Origin of the sequence: Paenibacillus sp. IITD108, assembly GCF_036541265.1 — a bacterium.
GTDB lineage: Bacteria > Bacillota > Bacilli > Paenibacillales > Paenibacillaceae > Pristimantibacillus.
The window spans coordinates 63820-84335 of the sequence record NZ_JAZHCT010000027.1 but is presented as its reverse complement, the minus strand read 5'-3'; the positions used below and the strand labels follow the sequence as shown (position 1 = coordinate 84335).

General features: G+C 44.6%; 11 protein-coding genes. 9 read left to right on the top strand and 2 right to left on the bottom strand.

Going from position 1 to position 20516, the window contains the following annotated elements; all coding sequences use genetic code 11:
* Window positions 1–181: 181 nt before the first annotated feature.
* Window positions 182–1606, bottom strand: a complete 1425-nt coding sequence (gene pdxR, locus V1L65_RS21030) for a MocR-like pyridoxine biosynthesis transcription factor PdxR (protein ID WP_331701212.1) — start codon at window positions 1604–1606, stop codon at window positions 182–184.
* Window positions 1607–1847: 241 nt separating this feature from the next.
* On the opposite strand from pdxR (V1L65_RS21030), the gene serA reads away from it, so the two are divergent.
* Both serA and V1L65_RS21020 read left to right on the top strand, forming a co-directional pair.
* Window positions 1848–3440 carry a phosphoglycerate dehydrogenase gene (gene serA / locus V1L65_RS21025; protein ID WP_331701211.1) on the top strand — a complete coding sequence of 531 codons (1593 nt, stop codon included), beginning with the start codon at window positions 1848–1850 and terminating at the stop codon, window positions 3438–3440.
* Between the two features lie 81 nt (window positions 3441–3521).
* Window positions 3522–4748, top strand: a complete 1227-nt coding sequence (locus tag V1L65_RS21020) for a benzoate/H(+) symporter BenE family transporter (RefSeq protein WP_331701210.1) — start codon at window positions 3522–3524, stop codon at window positions 4746–4748.
* A 23-nt stretch (window positions 4749–4771) separates the two neighbouring features.
* Here the strand turns inward: V1L65_RS21020 and pdxR (V1L65_RS21015) are convergent, their stop codons facing one another.
* A complete protein-coding gene (pdxR, locus tag V1L65_RS21015) occupies window positions 4772–6202 on the bottom strand; it encodes a MocR-like pyridoxine biosynthesis transcription factor PdxR (RefSeq protein ID WP_331701209.1) in 1431 nt (476 codons plus the stop codon).
* Between the two features lie 223 nt (window positions 6203–6425).
* Between pdxR (V1L65_RS21015) and V1L65_RS21010 the strand changes: the two genes are divergently transcribed.
* The 7 genes from V1L65_RS21010 (at window position 6426) to V1L65_RS20980 (ending at window position 20511) form a co-directional block, all read left to right on the top strand.
* Window positions 6426–6566, top strand: coding sequence for a GrpB family protein (locus tag V1L65_RS21010; RefSeq protein WP_331701208.1), 141 nt, complete (start codon window positions 6426–6428; stop codon window positions 6564–6566).
* Window positions 6567–6644: 78 nt separating this feature from the next.
* A complete protein-coding gene (locus V1L65_RS21005) occupies window positions 6645–7787 on the top strand; it encodes an Mbeg1-like protein (protein ID WP_331701207.1) in 1143 nt (380 codons plus the stop codon).
* 913 nt (window positions 7788–8700) lie between these two features.
* Window positions 8701–10995 carry a helix-turn-helix domain-containing protein gene (locus V1L65_RS21000; protein WP_331701206.1) on the top strand — a complete coding sequence of 765 codons (2295 nt, stop codon included), beginning with the start codon at window positions 8701–8703 and terminating at the stop codon, window positions 10993–10995.
* Between the two features lie 186 nt (window positions 10996–11181).
* Complete coding sequence (locus V1L65_RS20995) at window positions 11182–12141, top strand: ABC transporter permease (RefSeq protein ID WP_331701205.1); 960 nt, start codon at window positions 11182–11184, stop codon at window positions 12139–12141.
* A gap of 2 nt (window positions 12142–12143) precedes the next feature.
* Window positions 12144–13040, top strand: a complete 897-nt coding sequence (locus tag V1L65_RS20990) for a carbohydrate ABC transporter permease (RefSeq protein WP_331701204.1) — start codon at window positions 12144–12146, stop codon at window positions 13038–13040.
* A gap of 31 nt (window positions 13041–13071) precedes the next feature.
* Entirely contained in the window at window positions 13072–14664 is a 1593-nt protein-coding gene (locus V1L65_RS20985; RefSeq protein ID WP_331701203.1) for an extracellular solute-binding protein, read from the top strand.
* Between the two features lie 120 nt (window positions 14665–14784).
* Window positions 14785–20511 (top strand): CBM96 family carbohydrate-binding protein, encoded by a 5727-nt coding sequence (locus V1L65_RS20980; protein WP_331701202.1) that lies wholly within the window; start codon window positions 14785–14787, stop codon window positions 20509–20511.
* Window positions 20512–20516 lie beyond the last annotated feature (5 nt).

The following is a 20516-nucleotide window of genomic DNA, read 5'->3' as shown; positions in this document are numbered from 1 at the left end:
CACGAGCGCTATTGTACCTTTTTCGAGCAAAATCAGCGCATTTTGGGAAATTAAGCGCAATAGCAACCGTTAGAAATTTCAAGCTGTCATTTTTGCACGAATAGCGTTTGTGGCAACCCTTAGAAGTTCATCATTGCTCGGTATTCTCTGTAATGAAGTAAGTTTTATACCAAAATTTGAGCTATAACATCGTTTCCGCAAGTCTGTACATACCTTCCTCTATTAGCTCCTCTTCTACTTTGGCAAAGCCCAATACCCACCCTTTACGTTTGCTTTCCAAGCAATAGGAATGGAGTTGATGCACTCGAACTCCGCCTTGAAGTGCGCGAAGGGTCATTGTATCCTCGTCAAATGTTTCATCCGCTTCCAGCAGTATGTGCAAGCCTGTTTCGATTCCTTGTACGGTAAATTTGTTATTAAGACCACTTGCGACAATTGCCTTTTGTACGATTTCATGGCGCCGCCTGTATATATTTCTGGCTCTCCGCATATGGCGCATGAAATACCCGTGCTCGATGAAGTGTGCTAATGTCACTTGCTCCATGATAGGAAGATGACGATAGGTAAATGCTTGAACGCGGGCCAGTTGAGCGATCGCTTCAGCAGGTCCAATAACCGCGGAAATGCGAATGCCTGGCGCAGTCAGTTTAGAAAAACTCATCAAATAGAGACAATTTTGCGGAAGCCTGCTATATAAAGTTGGCATCGGATCGCCGCGATAGCGAAATTCACTGTCATAATCATCTTCGATAATCCATGCGCGCTGCTGTGCTGCTTTATGCAATAGCTGTTGTCTGCGCGGCTCTGACAAGATTACACCAACAGCGCATTGGTGAGCAGGAGTAACGAAAATAAGCTTCGATTCAGATGGGATCTTCTCAACGATAAGGCCGTGCTCATCAACAGGAACGGGAGCAATCTTCATTTGCCTATACTTCATTGTCATCCAAGCGACGGGATAGCCGGGATCTTCAACCGCCACGACGTCTCCTTTGGTCAAAAGCGTTTGTGCAATGAGATCAATACTGTGCTGGGCTCCGGAGGTCAATAAAATTTGATTTGTTTGAACATGGATTCCTCGTTCCAGCGACAAATAACGTTGGATTTGCCTCCGCAAAGGCTCAAATCCATAAGCATCACCGTATGACCAGGAGGATGCTTTTAATTCTGAAGAGGTATTCAAATAAGATTTTCGCCACGCTTTTAGAAACTGCGCATCTATATAAGGCTGATAGGGGCTAAAATCGATGACTGATGCTTGGTTATCCTTACTTCTAAACCACTGCTGCGACTGGTCAACGAGCAAAGGCAATTCAGGGAATTGAGGCAAGATGAGAGGGGAAGCCTCTTGCTTCTGCTTGTCATTGAACTGTATCCAATCACTGACTCGCGTTCCGCCGCGGCGTGAAGTTACCGTATAACCTCTGGTTAACAGTTCTTCGTATACAATTTGCACGGTAGAACGAGACACACCCAGCTGCTTAGCAAGCTCCCGGGAAGGCATCAGCAGTTCTCCCGGCTTCCACACCCCATTCGTAATATGATCGATAGCCTGATCAAGCAATTGCTGCCAAATGGGTCTTTTGTCGGCACGATTTATGTTCATGGAATAGTTACCCCCTTATATAAGCAGTGATGGAATGAAATAACGTCTTTTGGATTGCTCAATTACATCTATTTTGGACATTCATAACCAATCCACCTATTGCTATACTAGCATAGTAATCTTTAAACAAGCAATATTTTACAGGCTGAATGTCTTTCGACAAAATTAATCTATTGCTGAATACAAGCTTGAAATTCAACCGTGCAGCTTTCACAGTTCACATAGAAAAGGAGGAAGGATCATGTTCAAAGTTTTGGTAGCAGATCCGATAAGTGATTTTGGATTGCAGCAGCTGATGCGTGCTGAAGATGTGGAGGTAGCTAAAATAACGGGGTTAAGCGAGGAGGAGCTCATAGCTATTATCGGTACCTTTGATGCGCTTCTTGTCCGTTCTCAAACGAAAGTCACACGGCGCATTATGGAGGCAGGTGTTCATTTGAAAGTGATTGGCCGAGCAGGTGTCGGTGTGGACAATATTGATCTGGATGCCGCAACGAGCCAGGGGATTATTGTCGTTAATGCGCCTGATGGCAATACAGTGACGACCTGCGAGCATACCTTTGCGATGATGATGGCAGTGGCCCGGCATATTCCGCAAGCTTATGCCAAAACCGTTGCAGGCCGCTGGGACCGCAAATCATTTCTTGGCGTTGAATTGCGAAACAAGGTACTTGGTGTGCTTGGGCTTGGACGTATTGGGATCGAAGTAGCGAAGCGTGCAGCTGCGTTTGGAATGACTATTATCGGCTACGACCCCTTTTTATCGGAGGAAAGGGCAAATAAACTGGGAATCAAGCTGGCGACAGTAGATGATATCATTCGAACAGCTGATTTTATGACAGTTCATACGCCACTGACGAAGGAAACGCATCATATGATTGCGAAGCCGCAATTTGATGTGATGAAGCGGGGGATGCGTATTATCAACTGCGCCCGAGGTGGAATTATTGACGAGCTGGCTCTTATTGAAGCGCTTGATGAAGGAATTGTGGCAGGTGCCGCTTTTGATGTATTTGAACATGAGCCGCCGGCGCCGGATCATCCATTTCTCAGTCATCCCAAAATGATTGTTACGCCTCATCTTGGTGCATCAACATTGGAAGCACAAGAGAACGTAGCCCTCGATGTTTCCGAGCAAGTTATTCATATCCTGCGGCAAGAACCGTTTAAAAACGCGGTCAATATGCCGGCCATATCAAACGATCTGCTGAACAAATTGCAGCCATACTTCACATTGTGCGAGCAGCTGGGAAGTTCACTTGCCCAGATGACAGATGGCGCCGTGCGAGAAGTGACGATGGAATGTGCAGGAGAGCTCGCTAATCTGGATACGTCGCCGCTGATCCCTTATGTGCTTAAGGGGGTGCTTTCACATCATCTCGGAGCAGAGCAAGTCAATATTGTCAATGCCGTTCATTTGGCAAAATTCCGTGATATTCATCTAGTTGAACGTAAATCATTGTTAACCCAAAGCTCGTCCAGCGAGATTACGATTCGATTAAAGACGACAATCGAGGAGAGATGGGTGACAGGCTCGGCATTGCCTGGTGTCGGGGAACGAATGGTCCGAATTGGCCCCTATCCCGTTGATATTCCACCTGAAGGATATGTTCTGATCATCGCACAAAAGGATAGGCCGGGAATCATAGGACGTGTTGGAACCTTGCTTGGGAATAGCGGTGTTAACATTGCGACGATGCAGGTGGGACGCAACGAGGTAGGCGGTTCGGCGGTCATGATTTTAAAAATCGATAAAAAAGCGCCAAAGAACGTGCTGGAATCTTTATTTGCGATACCAGAAATCAAGCGTGTACGTGAAATCTCCTTCGACTAGCTTTAATTGATGAGAAATTCAAAATAGAGTAATGAAAAAACATACAAATAGGATAATCAGGAGAGAGGCAGGAGAACGTTAATGAACACAACATCATCTTCGCTGAGCGGCCGCGATTTGATTTCACCAACTATAGCCGCTTTAATATCTGTTATTGTCAATTATGGAGGCACCTTTATTCTTGTGTTTCAGGCAGCAAAAGTCGCGGGTTTAAGTCCTGAAATGACCGCCTCATGGATTTGGTCGATCTCCATTGGAGTAGGTATAACCGGGATATGGTTAAGTTATCGCTACAAGGAACCGATTATTACGGCTTGGTCAACGCCAGGCGTGGCGTTTCTCGTCTCGGCATTAGCGGTAACCCCTTATCCTGAAGCGATTGGCGCGTATTTAATCTCAGCGTTAGGATTTATTATTTTGGGATTATCGGGCATGTTTGAACGATTCGTTCGGTTAATTCCTCCAGGCATTGCTTCAGGGCTGCTGGCGGGCATTTTATTGCAATTCGGTATTTCAGCATTTGGCGGAGCGAAAGTTGACCCCTTGCTTGTCGTGGTTCTGTTTGCCGCGTATATCCTATTAAGACGATTTACATCCCGGTACGCTATTGTCGGTATTTTGGTAATCGGACTTCTATATTTGATTACTATGGGAAAAGCAGACTTTAGCAATATTAAGCTGGCGATCGCTTCACCTGTATTTGTCGTTCCGGAGTTTTCACTGCATGCTTTATTAGGTGTTGCCTTGCCGCTGTTTATTATTACTTTGACAGGGCAGTACATGCCTGGAATGATCGTATTGCGCAATGACGGTTTCAAAACGAGCGCGAATCCTATCTTGACTGTGACGGGTTTGGGCTCGCTCCTTACAGCGCCATTTGGCTCACACGCTTTTAACGTAGCGGCTATTACAGCAGCAATCTGTACAGGGAAAGATGCGCACGAGGATGCGTCCAAACGTTATATTGCTGGTATTGCCTGCGGCATATTTTACATTGTTGTCGGTGTTTTTGGAGTCACGCTGGCTGCTCTGTTTCTCATTCTTCCAGCTACCTTTATCGCAACATTGGCGGGATTGGCATTGCTTGGCACAATTGGGGGAAGCCTTGCTAATGCTTTAACAGATCCAAAGGGACGCGAGACAGCGCTGATCACGTTTTTAGCAACTGCTGCGAATGTGACTTTGCTTGGCGTCGGCGGCGCATTCTGGGGACTTGTCGCAGGGATGGCAGCACATCTGCTGATTCATGGAAAATTTCGCAAAAAGGAATATCGTTCGAGCGGATTGAAACAAGTAGAGCAAAAATAAAAGAACTGGCGGGGATGCTTGAATTATATAAGCATCTCCGCCAGTCTATAAATACCTTTCTCGATAGCTGCTTCATCTACTTGAGCGAAGCCTAAAACCCATCCTTTTCGATCGCTTTCCAGGCAATAGTTGCTAAGCGGATATACACGGATTCCTTTTTCGAGCGCCAGGTTTGTCATCGCTTCTTCGTCAAACGATTTATCAGCTTCAAGGAGCATATGGAGTCCCGTTTCTACACCGGTTAATGTAAAGTATTTGTTCAGACCAGATGAGATAATTGCCTTCGTCATTGCTTCGTGTCTGCGCCGATATACATTTCTCACTCGTCTCATATGACGTGCGAAATGACCATGCTCGATAAAATGGGTAAGCGTTAATTGCTCCATAATCGGAAGATGGCGATACGTTAATTCGTGGATTCGGGCAAGCTGACGAACAGACTCTTTTGACCCAATGATGGCTGATATTCGAACACCGGGAGCAATCATTTTGGAAAAACTCATCATATAGAGCGTATTTTGCGGCCGCTGACTGAACAAGGTTGGAAGCGGATCACCTCGATAGCGGAATTCGCTGTCATAATCATCTTCAACAATCCAAAATTGCTGATCAGCAGCCATATGCAGCAATTGTTGCCTTCGTGGTTCCGACATAATAACGCCAACTGCACACTGGTGCGACGGGGTAACAAATACAAGCTTGGATTGCGGGTGAATACGGTCAACGCAAAGCCCGTACTCATCAACCGGAATGGCTGCAACCTGCATATGACGAAACTTCATTGCCATCCAAGCGGCAGGAAAGCCGGGATCTTCTATCGAAACGATATCTCCTTCATGCAAAAGGGCTTGGGCGATCAAATCAATGCTATGCTGTGCGCCTGAGGTTAATATGATTTGATCGATAGCTACATGAACGCCTCGTTCCAGTGATAAATAACGTTGAATCTGTTCCCGCAGCGGCAAATATCCGCAAGCGTCTCCGTAAGCCCAACTGTCCAGATTTGTTTCGGTGGACACCTGTAAAAATGATTGACGCCAATTTTTTTGAAATTGATCATCTATATAAGGCTCATGAGGATTGAAATCGATCTCCGCTGTTCGATTTATTTTGTCTCCGAACCAATTGTACAAATGGCCTGTTGCAGCATTTAATAAAGGCAATTCGGGGAGGACAGGCCCTTCTGCTGCAGTATCCTCTGCAGGACGATCTGTATAGGTCCAATTGCTGACTCTCGTCCCGCCGCGCCGAGAGGTTTCGGTATATCCGCGGCTGTATAATTCCTCGTAAACAATTTGTATGGTAGAACGAGATACGCCAATCAATAGAGCAAGCTCGCGGGAAGGGAGCAGCAATTCGCCCGGAGGCCAATTTCCGGTTGTAATATTATGGATCGCTTGGTCTAGCAGCTGCTGCCAGATAGGGCGCTCGTCATCTCGGTTTACTTTTAGCATATGTTCGCCTCCAGTACATTGCTGGAATTATGGATTGCTATTAATAATAGAAAGCCGTTGATTATTAACATTCCATTGCTTGCTATACTATCATGACAATAGTTGCTATGCAATATGAATAACAGTTATACGTTGACACAGCATTCTGATTTTTATATATTGATACAATGCCCTTAATTTGGGAAATATCGAACGGGAAAATATATAATAGGGAGTGATGAAAATGAAAATTGCAGTAGTAGATTATGATCCGAATTGGAAATACGAATATGAGAAGGAAAAGCGGGCGATTCATAAGATAGCAGGGGATGCATTAATTAATATCTTTCATATTGGCAGCACCTCTGTTCCGGGAAGCGCTTAAGAAGCACTGGTCTTTACGTTAATTTGCTATAATGATACTGCTAAAGTGAGCTTCTTATACAAGGAGTGGGTAGAGTTTATGGCAAATATAATGGATTATTTGGATTGGCGTGGTGATTTGACGCTGGCGCAATCTCCTTTTAATGAAGTGGATAATTTGATTTTGTCTCAGCTGGTCTATATCAATTTTGATTATATTGTTCCATCCAAATGGGTTGATGCCAATATCACGATACGAGAAGCAGCCATTCTTTATTTTTCAATGTACGGCAAAGATCAAATCGATCAATTTAGCTATATGGTGCGTGCTTCAATACCGCTGCTGAGCAAGCTGGCCATGTCCCCGCGTTTTGCAGATGCAAGGCTGTCCAAATTTGAAAATATGATCGACCTTGACCGCACAAAGCAATTTGCTGCTATGCATATTGAACTTGGCGACGGTTCTCTTTTTGTTGCTTTTAGAGGCACTGATAATACGATTGTCGGCTGGAAGGAAAATTTCAATATGAGTATTAGCATGCCAGTCGCTGCACAGTATGAGGCGGTTTGCTATTTGGAGGATACTACAGAAGTCTGCAATCAATTGCTGCGGCTGGGCGGCCATTCCAAGGGAGGCAATCTTGCTGTATACGCCTCCGTTATGTGCCGTTCGGACTTAAAGGAACGCATAGTGGAAGTATATAATCATGACGGGCCCGGCTTTGACGAAAAGATGATAAAAAGCGAGGCATATCAGCAAATGCTTCACAAAATTCGTACTATCGTCCCGCAATCCTCCATCGTTGGTATGCTGCTGGAGCATGAGGAAGAGTATACGGTCGTGCAGAGCAATGCTTCCATTCTGGTCCAGCATGAAGCTTATTCATGGGAAGTACTGGGTAACAGCTTCGTTAAGGGTGAAAGTTTAGAGAAAAAAAGCGAATTTGTTGATCAGACACTGAAATCATGGCTTGCGGGCTTGGATAAAAAAGAACGAACTTCGTTTGTTTCGGCGTTGTTCCATGTGTTTGATGTTGGCGATATTCGGACGTTTGAAGATTTAAGTCGTGCCAGATGGCAGAAAATCAATAATATGATTCGTGCCTTGAATCAGTCTTCAGAATACAAAGCTGTACTTATGAGAGCATTGAGGCTGTTGTTGAAAGAAGCCAGGAAAGTATTTATGGCATCTCGCAAAAAAAATGATCAGACAGAGTCCGGAGAAATACGGATGCTAGAATAGGTAGTCCCTTCGTATGATTCGGGGGGAGCTGGAGAAGCGGGAGCGGCTGCATTGCAGGCGGAAATGCAGTCCTCCTCTCTATCAACTATCGCAGATCGAAATAGAAAGTTAGTCATTGCACTCAACACCCTATGCGTGCCCGCACCACCTCGAAACGCCTCAATGTATATGAAAATTCATATACATTACGCAGAAAAGCCCCGAAAAACACAATTGTATATGAAAAAACATACACAATCGGTCGGCGCCACCTCGAAACGCCTCAATGTATATGAAAATTCATATACATTACGCAGAAAAGCCCCGAAAAACACAATTGTATATGAAAAATCATACACAATCGTTCGGCACCACCTCGAAACGCCTCAATGTATATGAAAATTCATATACATTACGCAGAAAAGCCCCGAAAAACACAATTGTATATGAAAAATCATACACAATCGTTCGGCGCCACCTCGAAACGCCTCAATGTATATGAAAATTCATATACATTACGCAGAAAAGCCCCGAAAAACACAATTGTATATGAAAAAACATACACAATCGGTCGGCGCCACCTCGAATCCACTTTTAGTTGGTACATTTCGCGATACAAAAGTTTTTCAACAGCCAAATTTCTCCCATACCCCCTCACTTTTCTTTAGCGCATCCGTTTCATCTTTCCCCCAACACGCCATCATTAGCGGATAACCGATCTGACCACCAACTACAATAAGGATTACCCACCGAAATCACGCTGTGAAGATCGAGTTATAAGTTAAAGGCATCTCCCTTACTAAAGCAAAAGAAGGTGCATTTTTTTAAAACAAGGTGACATCTTTTATATTTCGGCATATATCTTCATTGTTTAGGTTGTCTTCCCTCTTATATAATTAAGGAACTTATTTGCTAGAGAGTAGGAGGGGATAGCATGAGATTCAACATATCGCGAAAAATTTCACTCACTTATAGCATTGTTCTGCTAGTCATTATTGTGCTGAGCTTTATGCTGCCCTATGTCGGAACGATAGGCAGATTGGAAAAGGATCTGAAGGATGTGCATTATGCGCTGCTCAAACAAATTGATAATAAAATTGAGCTGTCCTTTCGTGAAACAGAGCGCAATTTGCTGAAGCTGGCTGGAGAAATGGAGTTTGTCTACTTTATGTATGACAGTTACGAAAATGAATCAGAGAAGTATACAAACTTCTATAGTTTATCCAACAAGGTCACCAGTTTTTTGCATTCGAATCCGCAGTTAGCTTCTGTTTACGTTTATTCCGATGTAAGCGGAAAAATATTAACCAATAAAGTATACCTGCCCAGTCTCGATAATGATGACAGCTGGCTGGTAGAGCATTTGAATATGGATGGATATATAAAGTGGCTGCCTACACATAAAATTTGGGAAGGCTCTATGCAGCGGGACGTCGTAACGTTAATCCGACCTTATCCTGCAATAAGCAAGCCAGGCTTTCGCAAAGGCCTGGTCGCGGTAAACATTGATGAGGTGCTGCTGCAGCGGATGATAGCGGGCAACTACGATACACAATACGCTGGACAAACGATGCTGCTTGATCATGAAGGCAATGTAGTAACTCATAGCGATAGGTCGAAATTGTATGGAAATAGCGAAACGCTGCCTTACATTCAGCAAATACTGGATGGCGGAGACAAGGGAGAATTCACTGTCAATATAGAAGGAACCGAGACATCGATTTTTTATCAGAAGTCAGACTACACGGATTGGAAAATTGTTACCGTCATTCCTAACTCGGCAGTGTATAAACAATTGGAATCGACACGCGATTTGTTAATTATTGTTGCACTATGCATGATCGTAGCTGCACTATTATTTATGTTTTATTTCAATCATAGAACGTTTAAGCCTATTGAGCGGTTGGCTGGAAAAATGTTTGGAGCATACCGCAAGCCGCCGCAAGGGGCGGTTGCCAGGCTAAAGGGTTTTGGTTCTTTGGAAACGATATTCGATCAGCTGCATACGGACAGAGAACAATTGGAGCAGCAAGTGCGTGATTTTAAGCCAGTTTTGAAGTGGCGGCTTATGATGGATATGCTGACCGGCAACAAGACTGAGTTTGCTGCTGTTGGGCACCAGCTTGAATATATCGGAATAAAACTATTTCCGCATTATTATATGGTGTGCAGTGTAGAAATTGAAAAGAGCGAAACAATGAGCAGCCGGGATCAGGCACTATACACATTTATGCTTTGCAATGTTGCCGAAGAGCTCATTAACGCTGAACATGCCGGTATTGCTGCAGATCTGGGCGGAGGCAAGGCAGTTATCGTTATTAGCTTTGCAGAAGGAGACGAGGAACAGAATCAATTACGGGCGCAGGCGATTATGGATTTGGTGCTTAAGGTGATGGAGCGCGAGTTCCATTTGTCTGTAACAGCAGGTCTTGGCAAATGCTATGCCAGCATGGACGGCATTCCGAAATCGTATGACCAATCGATCAAGGCTTTGCAGTACAAGCTGTTATTTGGTGCTGCTGCAGTCATCTCGATAGACGATATATCGACCTCTCAGAATCAGGACTACTACAAAATAATAAAAAAAGCTGAACGAATTACAGAAGCATTGAAGCAGGCTAACAGTGAGCAGGTCAACCAGGAGGTAATAGAGATGTTCTCCGATGCACTTGGGAGCAATCTCTCGCCTGATTTAATCCGGCAGCTTGCTTATGAGCTTATTATGAAAGCTTTGCAGATGGTCTCATCTATCGGTATTGATCCGGAAGATACCATTGCATCCTTGGGCAACCTGCATCAACGTATCTCTACGTGCGATAACTGGTACGAAATTGAGCAGATCGTACACAGTGTACTGAATGGAATATTGGATAAGATTGTGGAAAAACGCAACAGTCGCGGAAAAAACAAATCGGTTGAAAGCATTATTCAATATATACAGGAGCATTACCAGGAAAGCGATTTGTCCTTAGATCAGTTGGCGGAGCAGTTTCAGCTAACCCCGCCGTACATCAGCAAGTTATTCAAAGAGCATACAGAACGCAATTTTATCGACTATTTAATAGAGATTCGTATTGCTGCCTCTCAAGAGCTGTTGAAGGATAAAAATAAAAAAGTAAACGAAGTATCCGAGATGGTAGGCTACACAAATACGCGCAGCTTCTTGCGCGCCTTTAAGAAATATACGGGGCTTACGCCTACGGAATACAGGGAGAGATACAAGGCTTAAAAGCAGGTACAGCAAGGCGATGAATAAAAAAATACACGGATTTTAAAAATTGTAACTGCCCATTTCGCAAGTTATGACACCTTTTTAAAACGAGTCTCTATCTACCTTAAGGGATTATCCCATACAATCCAATTGCAAGATACACGAGCAAAGCTTTGCAAAATGATTGAGGGAGGAGGATGACAAGTGAAAGGTGAAATCCCGGTGAACCAAATGCCAGTCAAACCAGATAAGAAGAAGGGCATCGTCTTAAAAAAGCTCGTACGAGACAGGCACTTATATACGATGCTCTTGCCTGTAGTTTTGTTTTATGTAATCTTCAAGTATCTTCCCATGGGCGGCGAGATTATAGCATTCAAGGATTATCGGTTCATTGACGGCATATTGGGAAGTAAGTGGGCAGGTTTTAAACATTTTGAATTATTATTTCAAAGCGCTGACTTTTGGCGAATTTTAAGAAACACACTTTTGCTAAATGTATATAGCTTAGTGTTCGGTTTCCCGGTACCTATTGTTTTGGCCTTGCTGCTTAATGAGGTGCGCAGGGAATGGTACAAGCGGCTGGTGCAAAATTTTTTGTACATCCCGCATTTTATTTCTTGGGTAGTGCTGGGCGGCATTCTGGTTGCGATGTTGTCGCCAAGTACCGGGATTATAAACCTGATTTTGAACAAAGTGTTTGGCATCGAGCCCATCTATTTTATGGCAAGCTCCGCTTGGTGGCCGGTTATGTATACGCTATCAGGAATATGGCGCGAGGCTGGCTGGGGAACCATTCTTTATTTGGCTGCAATGGCATCCATCGACACAAAATTGTATGAGGCAGCAAAGATTGACGGGGCTAATAAGCTTCGACAGATCTGGCATGTAACTTTGCCCGGTATTCGCAGTACAATTGCAATTTTGCTTATTTTGCGAATGGGCAGCATGATGGACGTCGGTCTTGAACAAATATTGGTGCTGCAAAACAGTTCAGTGCTTGATGTCGCAGATGTAATCAGTTCGTACGTGTACAGAGTAGGTTTGCAAAATATGAACTATAGTTATACGACAGCCATTGGTTTATTCCAGTCTATTGTCGGTCTTATCCTTATAGTTAGCGTGAATCGCATTATTAAAAAGAGCGGGGAACGGGGGTTGTGGTAGCTATGAACAAAAAGTCTGCAAGAACAGAGCTGCTGCCGCAGCTGGGCAGAATCATCAATGCAGTTTTTCTGGCATTATTCGCGTTGATTGCATTGTACCCGTTCTGGTATGAGGTTGCAGCGTCTTTCAGCAGCAGTCGAGCGATTACATCAGGTGAGGTTATGCTTTGGCCGGTTGAGTTTAATACGGAAGCGTATAAGCGGCTTTTTGAAGATGGGCAGCTGCTCGTAGCGATGAAAAATACGATACTAGTTACAGTTGTTGGTTCCTTTTTAAATATCGCTGTCACCATTCTGGCCGCTTATCCGTTGTCCAAAAAAAGATTGTTCGGGCGCAGTACGCTGTTAATGTTTATTACATTTACAATGCTGTTTGTTACCGGGCTGATTCCGAATTTTATTCTTATCAAATATTTGGGACTGATGAATTCGTATTGGGCCTTATGGCTTCCGTCCTTAATCAGCACTTACAATATGTTCGTTATGAAAACGTTTATGGAAGGACTGCCCGAGGAAATTGAAGAGTCGGCAGCTATTGACGGAGCGGGAGACTGGCGTATACTAAGCCAAATTATTTTGCCGCTTTGCAAACCGATTATCGCAGCTTTATCGCTGTTTTATGCTGTAGGGTGGTGGAACAATTACTTCCAGGTCATGCTCTATATCGGCAAGTCTAACAAGCAAACCTTGATGCTCAAGCTATATCAAATGATCAGGCAAGTAGAGCAGCATCTGCTTAATCCTGCGGGTGGATCAGAAGGTGTCACACAAGTTATTCTGACGCCGGAAGCGATCAAAGCGGCAGCAATCGTTATTGCGATTACTCCGATATTATGCGTATACCCATTTTTGCAAAAGCATTTTGTTAAAGGGGTATTAATCGGTTCTGTAAAAGGCTAACCAATGAATCTATGAAAAAGGGGACAAATCTATGAAAACAGTAAATAAAGTTAGTAGAGTGTTAATCGCAGTTATGATGCTTGTGTCGATATTGGCTGCTTGTGGTTCCAATAGCGAACCGCCAAAAGCGAGCAATGAAGGAAGTAATGCTTCTCCCAATCCTTCAGCAAGCGAGGGAGGAAAAACGGAAGGAAAGAAAGGGAAAATCAGTATTTCGATGTTTGACCGCGGACAGGTAGCTGCCGACGAGGGCACCTATGAGAGTAACCGTTGGACTAAATGGATCAATGAGAATTCTCCTACTGAGGTAGAATGGATTCCCGTACCCCGCAATGAGGCGCAAAGCAAGCTTAACGCTTTGATTGCATCAGGCGAGGCACCTGATCTGATCTGGGAATATGATCGCAACTATATGACGCAATTAGCGGCGCAAGGCGCTATTCAGCCGATTGGCGAGTATATCGAAAAATACAGTACCTCTTATAAAGCCTATTTAGAAAAAAATGCAGAACTTAAACCATATCTGACTGTAGACAATAAGATTTATGCAATTGCATCAAAGCGCGGTATTGATGGCATCGCCAATCATGCGATGTGGGTTCGCCAGGACATTCTGGATGAGCTTGGGGTTTCGGCTCCTGCAACCATTGATGAGCTTATCGATTTTGCCCGCAAGGTGAAGGAAAAAGACCCATCTATGACGCCGATCGTATTTAATGGCAATGGACATGGCATTATGCGCGCTTTATATCAGGCGGCTTCAGATCAATGGTACTTGGAAGACGGCAAGATGGTATATGCCAGAACGCTTGATCGCTATGCGGATTCGTTGGCTTTTCAAAAAATAATGTTTGATGAAGGGCTGATTGATCGGGAATACATTACAGACAATAATTTCGAGCGCTCCAAACAAATTTGGATTACAGGCAAAGCGGCTATTATGCTTGGAGCATGGGATATGCCTAATGAGTACCGTGATATGATGCAAAATGTGCCAACGGCGCAGCCTGTGCCGCTTGAGCCGCCTGCAACTGCTTTGGGCAAGACAGGTCTTTATCAAGAAACGCCAGCCAACATTTATGTCATGTTCAACAGCGAGATGAATGAAGAACAAATTAAAGATGCGATTGCATTTTTGGATTGGCTTATTGAGGATAATTGGCTTGTTCTGAAAAAGGGCTTCGAGAATGAGCATCACAAATTGGAGAACGGAATTCCGCAAATTATTAACGCAGATGTATTCCGCAAAGAAGCAAGTTATGCAAGTGAATATGCTGTTATTCATCAATGGAGCCCGGAACCATCCTGGTATCCTGTGCTTGCGGCACAAGATGAATTGTCTCAAGCCTATGCTAAACTGCAAACTATTTCTATCGAAACGGCTTTGAAAAATAAATTCCGCAGAGATATTGCTTATAATCCTGATCTTCCAGAATTGAGCCAGCTTATTGCGACCTTCCGTCCAATCGCTGAGCAAATCGAAACAAAAGTAGCTACTGGCGGCAATGCTATGACTCCTGAGCAAGGCTTGGAGGAATTGCGTAAAGAATGGAAGCGTCTTGGCGGCGACAATATTGAAGGCTTGGTGCAAGAGTGGTACGAAGCCAATAAAGAAAATCTGTAAGGATAGGAGCAATATTTGCAAAAAGCGGGCGAAATCGCCCGCTGGATGCTTCTATTGGATGCAAGGAGATGAGCAATAAGCATCACGAGCTTTATATTTAAACAAGTTCGGAGGATGAAGATGAGAAAAACAAAGCGTTCATTTCAAACATTAGCAGGCTTGCTTGTTTTAAGTATGTTATGCACACTATTTCCAATGAATCCAACACCCGCTTTTGCAGAAGTTCAGGAAACTAGCAATACGCAAGAGACGGATTTGCTGCATACGTTTCGGATGTCGCCAACGGATGATACTTTTGTAAGAGGTTCAGGCCCATTTGCTAATAGCAATTATGGCAAAGAAACAAGTCTTGCTATTAAAAAAGGTAATCTTGATCTAACTCGAGAGAGTTATATGAAATTTGATTTTACAAACATTTATACGGAAATAGAGTCGGTCAAACTAGTTGTATTTGGAGTAGCTTCAGAAGGAAAGCCGACTCCCATTAAATTGTATCAAACTGAAAATCATGATTGGACCGAGGAAACATTGACTTGGAGCAGCAAGCCGCCTTATAAAACAGAAATAGTGGCTGATTTTATGCTCGAGAAGGATGCTAAAAGCTTTGAAATAGATATTACAGAGCAGGTTCAAGCCAATATGACTGCAGATAAGCTGCTCAGTCTTGCCTTCATACAGCCTGATGTATCTGGAGGACAGGGGCTGCTAGGATTAATAAACAGCAAAGAAAGTGTCAGTAATCAGCCGTATGTGGAAGTAACCTATAGAGCACCTGAAGACACAACGGCACCTGCGTGGCCGCCAGGAAGCGAACTGACAGCTGCCTTGTCTGGCGATGATAGTATTAGTCTCAATTGGAACAAGGCTGTAGACGATCAGGCAGTGACTGCCTACCGTATTATACGTGATGGACAAATGATTGCAGAAATTGATGCAGCCCGCACGCATTACAAGGCAGGAGGGCTGTCTGTTTCCGGGGCACACTCCTTTAAAGTTGAGGCGTCTGACCCTTCCGGCAACTGGACGATAGATGGTCCAGAGACAACAGTCACGACTCCCGATGTGATAACCGTTCCTCCTGTCGAGGATACTCATGTGAATGCAGGCAGCGCCGGACAAACAAACTATGGAACAAGTGATAAGCTGCTCGTCAAAAATATGAAAGCGGATCCTAATGTGACCCGCCAAGCTTTTATGAAATTCGATTCAGGAGCGCTCCCGGAAGAGATAGGCACAGCAACACTCCATTTTTACGGTTCAGTGGTAGACGGCGGAGGCAGTCACATAGAAACTGCTATCTTTGGGCTGGAAAATCACACATGGAAAGAGTCAGAAATGACCTGGAACAATAGGCCGGAGGCTGTGCATTATCTAAGCAAAGTTACTATAAATAAAAATTTGGGATGGCATCAGGCAGATGTGACCGCCTATGTGAAAAATCAATTGGACAGAGGCAGCCAACATGTCAGCTTTGGACTCATCCAACTGGAAGAGGTCGGATTGGTAGCCGCTATAAACAGTAAAGAAAATGCAGAGAACAAGCCTTATCTTAAAATTAGCAGTTCTCGTGCCAACGAATCGGCGCCAAGCTGGCCATCAGGCAGCAGCGTTCATCTCCAAAGCATGGGTGAAAATACAGTAACAATCGGTTGGAATGCTGCAGATGACCAAACTGGTGTCACACAATACCGCATCTATCAAGAGGGCATGCTGCGAGACACTGTGGGTAGCCAGACAAGAGAGTATTCTGTTGCAGGCTTAGAAGTGGGCCAACGTTATACATTTACCATACAGGCAGGGAATGCTGCCGGGGAGTGGAGTGAGGATGGTCCTATTCTGACAGTTAGGCTGCCGGAAACGAAGTTCAAACAAACCGTGCTGGGCAATGTATTCATGAATAATGAGCCTGCCAAGTTTATTGTGGAAACGGTTCGTCCGAACGTGAGCTGGCAAGCTTATGACCTGAACGGGACAAAGGTGGCAGAAGGAACAAAACAAGTGGAAAGTGGCCAGGCAATCATTGAAGTTCCTAATACGGGGCTTGGTTATTTCACACTTGAAGCACAGGCTGAACAAAGTGGAAGTCTGCCCATTCGTATAAAAACAACATACTCGGTGCTTACACCGTTCACAGCACCGCCAAACGGAGGATCGCCATTCGGATTAAATACACATTTGCACCGAATTGCCTATGGTTGGAATGCGGATCTGGTGCAGCTGATCAAGTATGCGGGGGCAACCTTTGTACGTGACGGTATAGAATGGTCCGGTATTGAAAAAGAAAAGGGGGTATACAGTTTCCCGCCTGCTCTTGAAAATTATATGGAAAGATTAAAGGATGAAGGTATTCCGCTATTATTTGTAGCCGCTTACAATAATCCGTTCTACGATAATAACGGAACGCCATTTACAGATGCAGGCCGGCTTGGCATGGCTAACTATGCCAAAGCCTATGTTGAACATTATAAAGATCAAATACTTGCTATGAATGTGTATAACGAGTTTAATGGCGGGTTTGGCAAGCGCGGTAATAGTCCGGCTAATTCACAAGCCAGTTATTATTATGAGTTATTGAAGAAAACCTATGAGGTTGTAAAGGCGGAGCATCAAGACTTGCCAATTGTGGGCATTGTTTCTGCCGGTATTAATCTGGAGTGGATTGGAGATGTGCTGCAAAGAGGCGGCATGAATTATTTGGATGCGATTGCTGTGCAGCAGTATGAATATCCGAACAATCCCGAAGGGCTTGCTGGAAAGCTTGAAAATTTGAAAACTTTAATTAAACAACATAATAATGGAGAGCTTGTCCCCATCTGGCTGACAGAGTTCGGCTGGCCTACTTTCTTGGGTGCGCGAGGTATCGACGAAAAACTTCAAGCGGATTATCTGCTGCAGGGTCATGTGATTGCACTTGCCAGCGGTGTAGACAAGATGGTTTGGTACGACTTAATGGATGACGGCATGCAGGCTGATCTTAATGAAGATAATTTTGGAATAATTCGCAATGAGAAAAGCTTGCTCGGTGCCCATACAGCTAAACCTGCGTATGTTAGCTACGCAGTTATGACAAGGGAATTGACGGGAGCACAGTTTGAAGAAAAGGAAAGTGTAGATGCTCCTATACACAGTTATCGCTTCTCGAAGGACGGTCAGCCTGTCAGGGTGGTTTGGTCCAATGAGAGCATGATTATTCAAATGGCCAGCAGCAATCCTTTTGAAGTGATGAATATGATGGGCAATGTAGAGCAATATACCCCTGTAAACGGGAAAGTTACACTTTCTCTTGGCAGCGAGCCATACTATGTATTGGGAGAAGTAGACGATATTTCAGTTGAAACATCCATTACAATCAGCGGTGCAGCTATAGCTGCAGGAGATGGCGGGAAATTTATCATTGCGTTAACGAATAATAGTCAGAAAAGGCGTTCTCTGACTTATGAAGTTGAAGGGAAGACATACCCGGTAATAATCGAGTCAGGGCAAACAGCCCGTACAGAAATAATGGTGTCCGACACACGTGAAGGCTATCGAAATATACCGATTTACGTAATGGAGGACGGCAAGAAAACCGGCCAGCTCGGCTATCAGTTGCAAATTGATAAAGCAAGGGAAGTAAAGGTTCGTCCGGCTATTGAGCTGTCCAAGGATGAGGACGGACAGTTTAAGCAGGTGCTTCATGTTGATGTAGCTAACTTTAGTAAAATTCATCAATTGGATGTTCAGCGCGTGGAATGGAGCATTGCTAATCACTCCGGCATACAGAACTGGGACGCAAGCATAGCTCCCGAACAGTCTGGACAATTGAGCATAACGCTTCCAGATTACGCATTCGGAGAAAATTATAAGGCTTCTGTGCGGGTTGTGTTTAACGAAACGGATATTTATCGTTATGACGGAAGCTTTGGCTTCAACCCGATTACGGAACGCAAAATAGAGCCTGGAAAAGAGATGGATCCTGAGCTTGCGGCAATGGCTCCAACCATTGACTTGCAAAAAGCCAAGGAAGTTAAGCTTGCTGGTGTAAGCGGCAATATCGATGTGCGCGGTAAAATATGGCTGAATTACGATCGTGACCATTTCTATTTGACGGCACAAATTGACGATAAGGTGCACGCTGCAGAGCTTAAAGGTGATCAAATATGGAATAACGACAGTATACAGTTTGCTGTTGCCGCAGGCGTGCCTGGCGAAAGTAGCAGCTGGTATGAATTTGGACTGTCCAGCACGCCAGATGGTCCGCAAATGTACCGTTTCGCCGGTCCGCCTGGGTCTACTAAAGGACCTGTCGAATCCGGAAAATTAGTTGTTGAACGAGATGAAAGCAGTAAGACAACGATGTACCAAATGGCTCTACCGTGGTCCGAGTTGTCCCCAGTGCTTCCGCTGCGTCATGAAGTAATGAGCTTTTCCCTGCTTGTGAATGACAATAACGGGGATGGACGCCGCGGCTGGATGGAGTGGGGGTCTGGAATCGGACTGGAGAAGAGAGGCAGCCTGTTCCAAACGATGCAGTGGGTGCATACGGAGGATTTACCGATTGCTGAAGATGCTTCCTATCAGGCAGAAGCAGGCAAGGATCTGCTTGGCAAGCTTACAGTAAAAGCTAGCTCCGACGATGCGCTTACTTATGAAATAGTGACTAAAGCTAAACAAGGCACTGTAGAACTGGTGGATCCGTCATCAGGAGAGTTCCGATATACGGCATCATTGTCAGCAGCAGGTGAGGATCAATTTACTTTCCGTGTCCATGATGGCTATGGATACTCGAATACAGCTACAGTAAAATTAACCATTGCAAAAAAACAGCAGCCGCCATCCGTGTTTCCTATTAACACAAAAGAGGGAGAGCTTTATATTCCGGCGGGAGCAGCAGGCGAGATAAGCAAGGAACGCCAAATTAAGCTGAGCATTCCGGCAGGAGCAACAACATCAGGTGCGACGTTCAAAATTGAAGAGCTTAATAATAGAAATATCCAACAGCAAGGTCTTCGTCTCCTAAGCTCTGTATTTGAATTAAGCCAAAATGCAGAGGCTGAATTGACAAAGCCTGCCGAGCTTCGCCTTTTCTATGAAGGAAAGGCAGCGCAGGATGAGAAAATTGTCCTCGTCCGCTATGACGAGCAACAAAAAGTATGGATCATTGTGGATGCGAAGGCAGATGAAGAATATGTAGCGGCATATATTCAGGAGCTTGGTATTTATGCTGTTGCAGCGCTGCAGCAAGATATGCCAAAAACGCAACCGGTGCTTACAGACCTTGCTGGACACTGGAGCCGAGAATCGATTGAGCAAGCTGTCGCTGCCGGTCTTGTTACCGGCTTTCCGGATCGTACGTTTAGACCGGATCAAACGGTGACTCGTCAGGACTTCATTACGATGCTGGTCCGGATGGCGGAACTTCAGAATAAAAATACGAGGTCGCAAGCAGGGCATGGGGAGCCAGTAAAGCCTGCAGTGAGATTTAATGACGCTGCTAATATTAGCAGCTACGCTCGACAAGCTGTGGAGCAGGCAGTGGCAGCAGGATGGATTTCAGGCTATAGTGACGGCGGTTTCAAGCCGCAAGGTGAAATGCTTCGCACAGAGCTTGCAGCTGTACTTGCCCGTATATCTTCATTACACAGCACGTCTGGAGAGCAGAGTGAGCTAACAAAGCAGTTGGATCAGTTGTTCACCGATGCCAAAGACATCCCTTCATGGGCGCAAGGCTATGTTGAGCAAGCAGTGGCAAACGGTTTGATGCAGGGCAATGGGAATGGGAGATTCAACCCGCTTGGAAAAGTTACCCGTGCAGAAGCAGCTATTATCGCTTTAAATTTACAGAAGTTTCTACAGAAGATGGATTAGAAAAA

What these genes read in the sequence shown, in the direction of transcription:
- pdxR (WP_331701212.1), bottom strand. Translation starts at nt 1,606, where the DNA reads ATGAACATAAATCGTGCCGACAAAAGACCCATTTGGCAGCAATTGCTT.
- serA (WP_331701211.1), top strand. Translation starts at nt 1,848, where the DNA reads ATGTTCAAAGTTTTGGTAGCAGATCCGATAAGTGATTTTGGATTGCAG.
- V1L65_RS21020 (WP_331701210.1), top strand. Translation starts at nt 3,522, where the DNA reads ATGAACACAACATCATCTTCGCTGAGCGGCCGCGATTTGATTTCACCA.
- pdxR (WP_331701209.1), bottom strand. Translation starts at nt 6,202, where the DNA reads ATGCTAAAAGTAAACCGAGATGACGAGCGCCCTATCTGGCAGCAGCTG.
- V1L65_RS21010 (WP_331701208.1), top strand. Translation starts at nt 6,426, where the DNA reads ATGAAAATTGCAGTAGTAGATTATGATCCGAATTGGAAATACGAATAT.
- V1L65_RS21005 (WP_331701207.1), top strand. Translation starts at nt 6,645, where the DNA reads ATGGCAAATATAATGGATTATTTGGATTGGCGTGGTGATTTGACGCTG.
- V1L65_RS21000 (WP_331701206.1), top strand. Translation starts at nt 8,701, where the DNA reads ATGAGATTCAACATATCGCGAAAAATTTCACTCACTTATAGCATTGTT.
- V1L65_RS20990 (WP_331701204.1), top strand. Translation starts at nt 12,144, where the DNA reads ATGAACAAAAAGTCTGCAAGAACAGAGCTGCTGCCGCAGCTGGGCAGA.
- V1L65_RS20985 (WP_331701203.1), top strand. Translation starts at nt 13,072, where the DNA reads ATGAAAACAGTAAATAAAGTTAGTAGAGTGTTAATCGCAGTTATGATG.
- V1L65_RS20980 (WP_331701202.1), top strand. Translation starts at nt 14,785, where the DNA reads ATGAGAAAAACAAAGCGTTCATTTCAAACATTAGCAGGCTTGCTTGTT.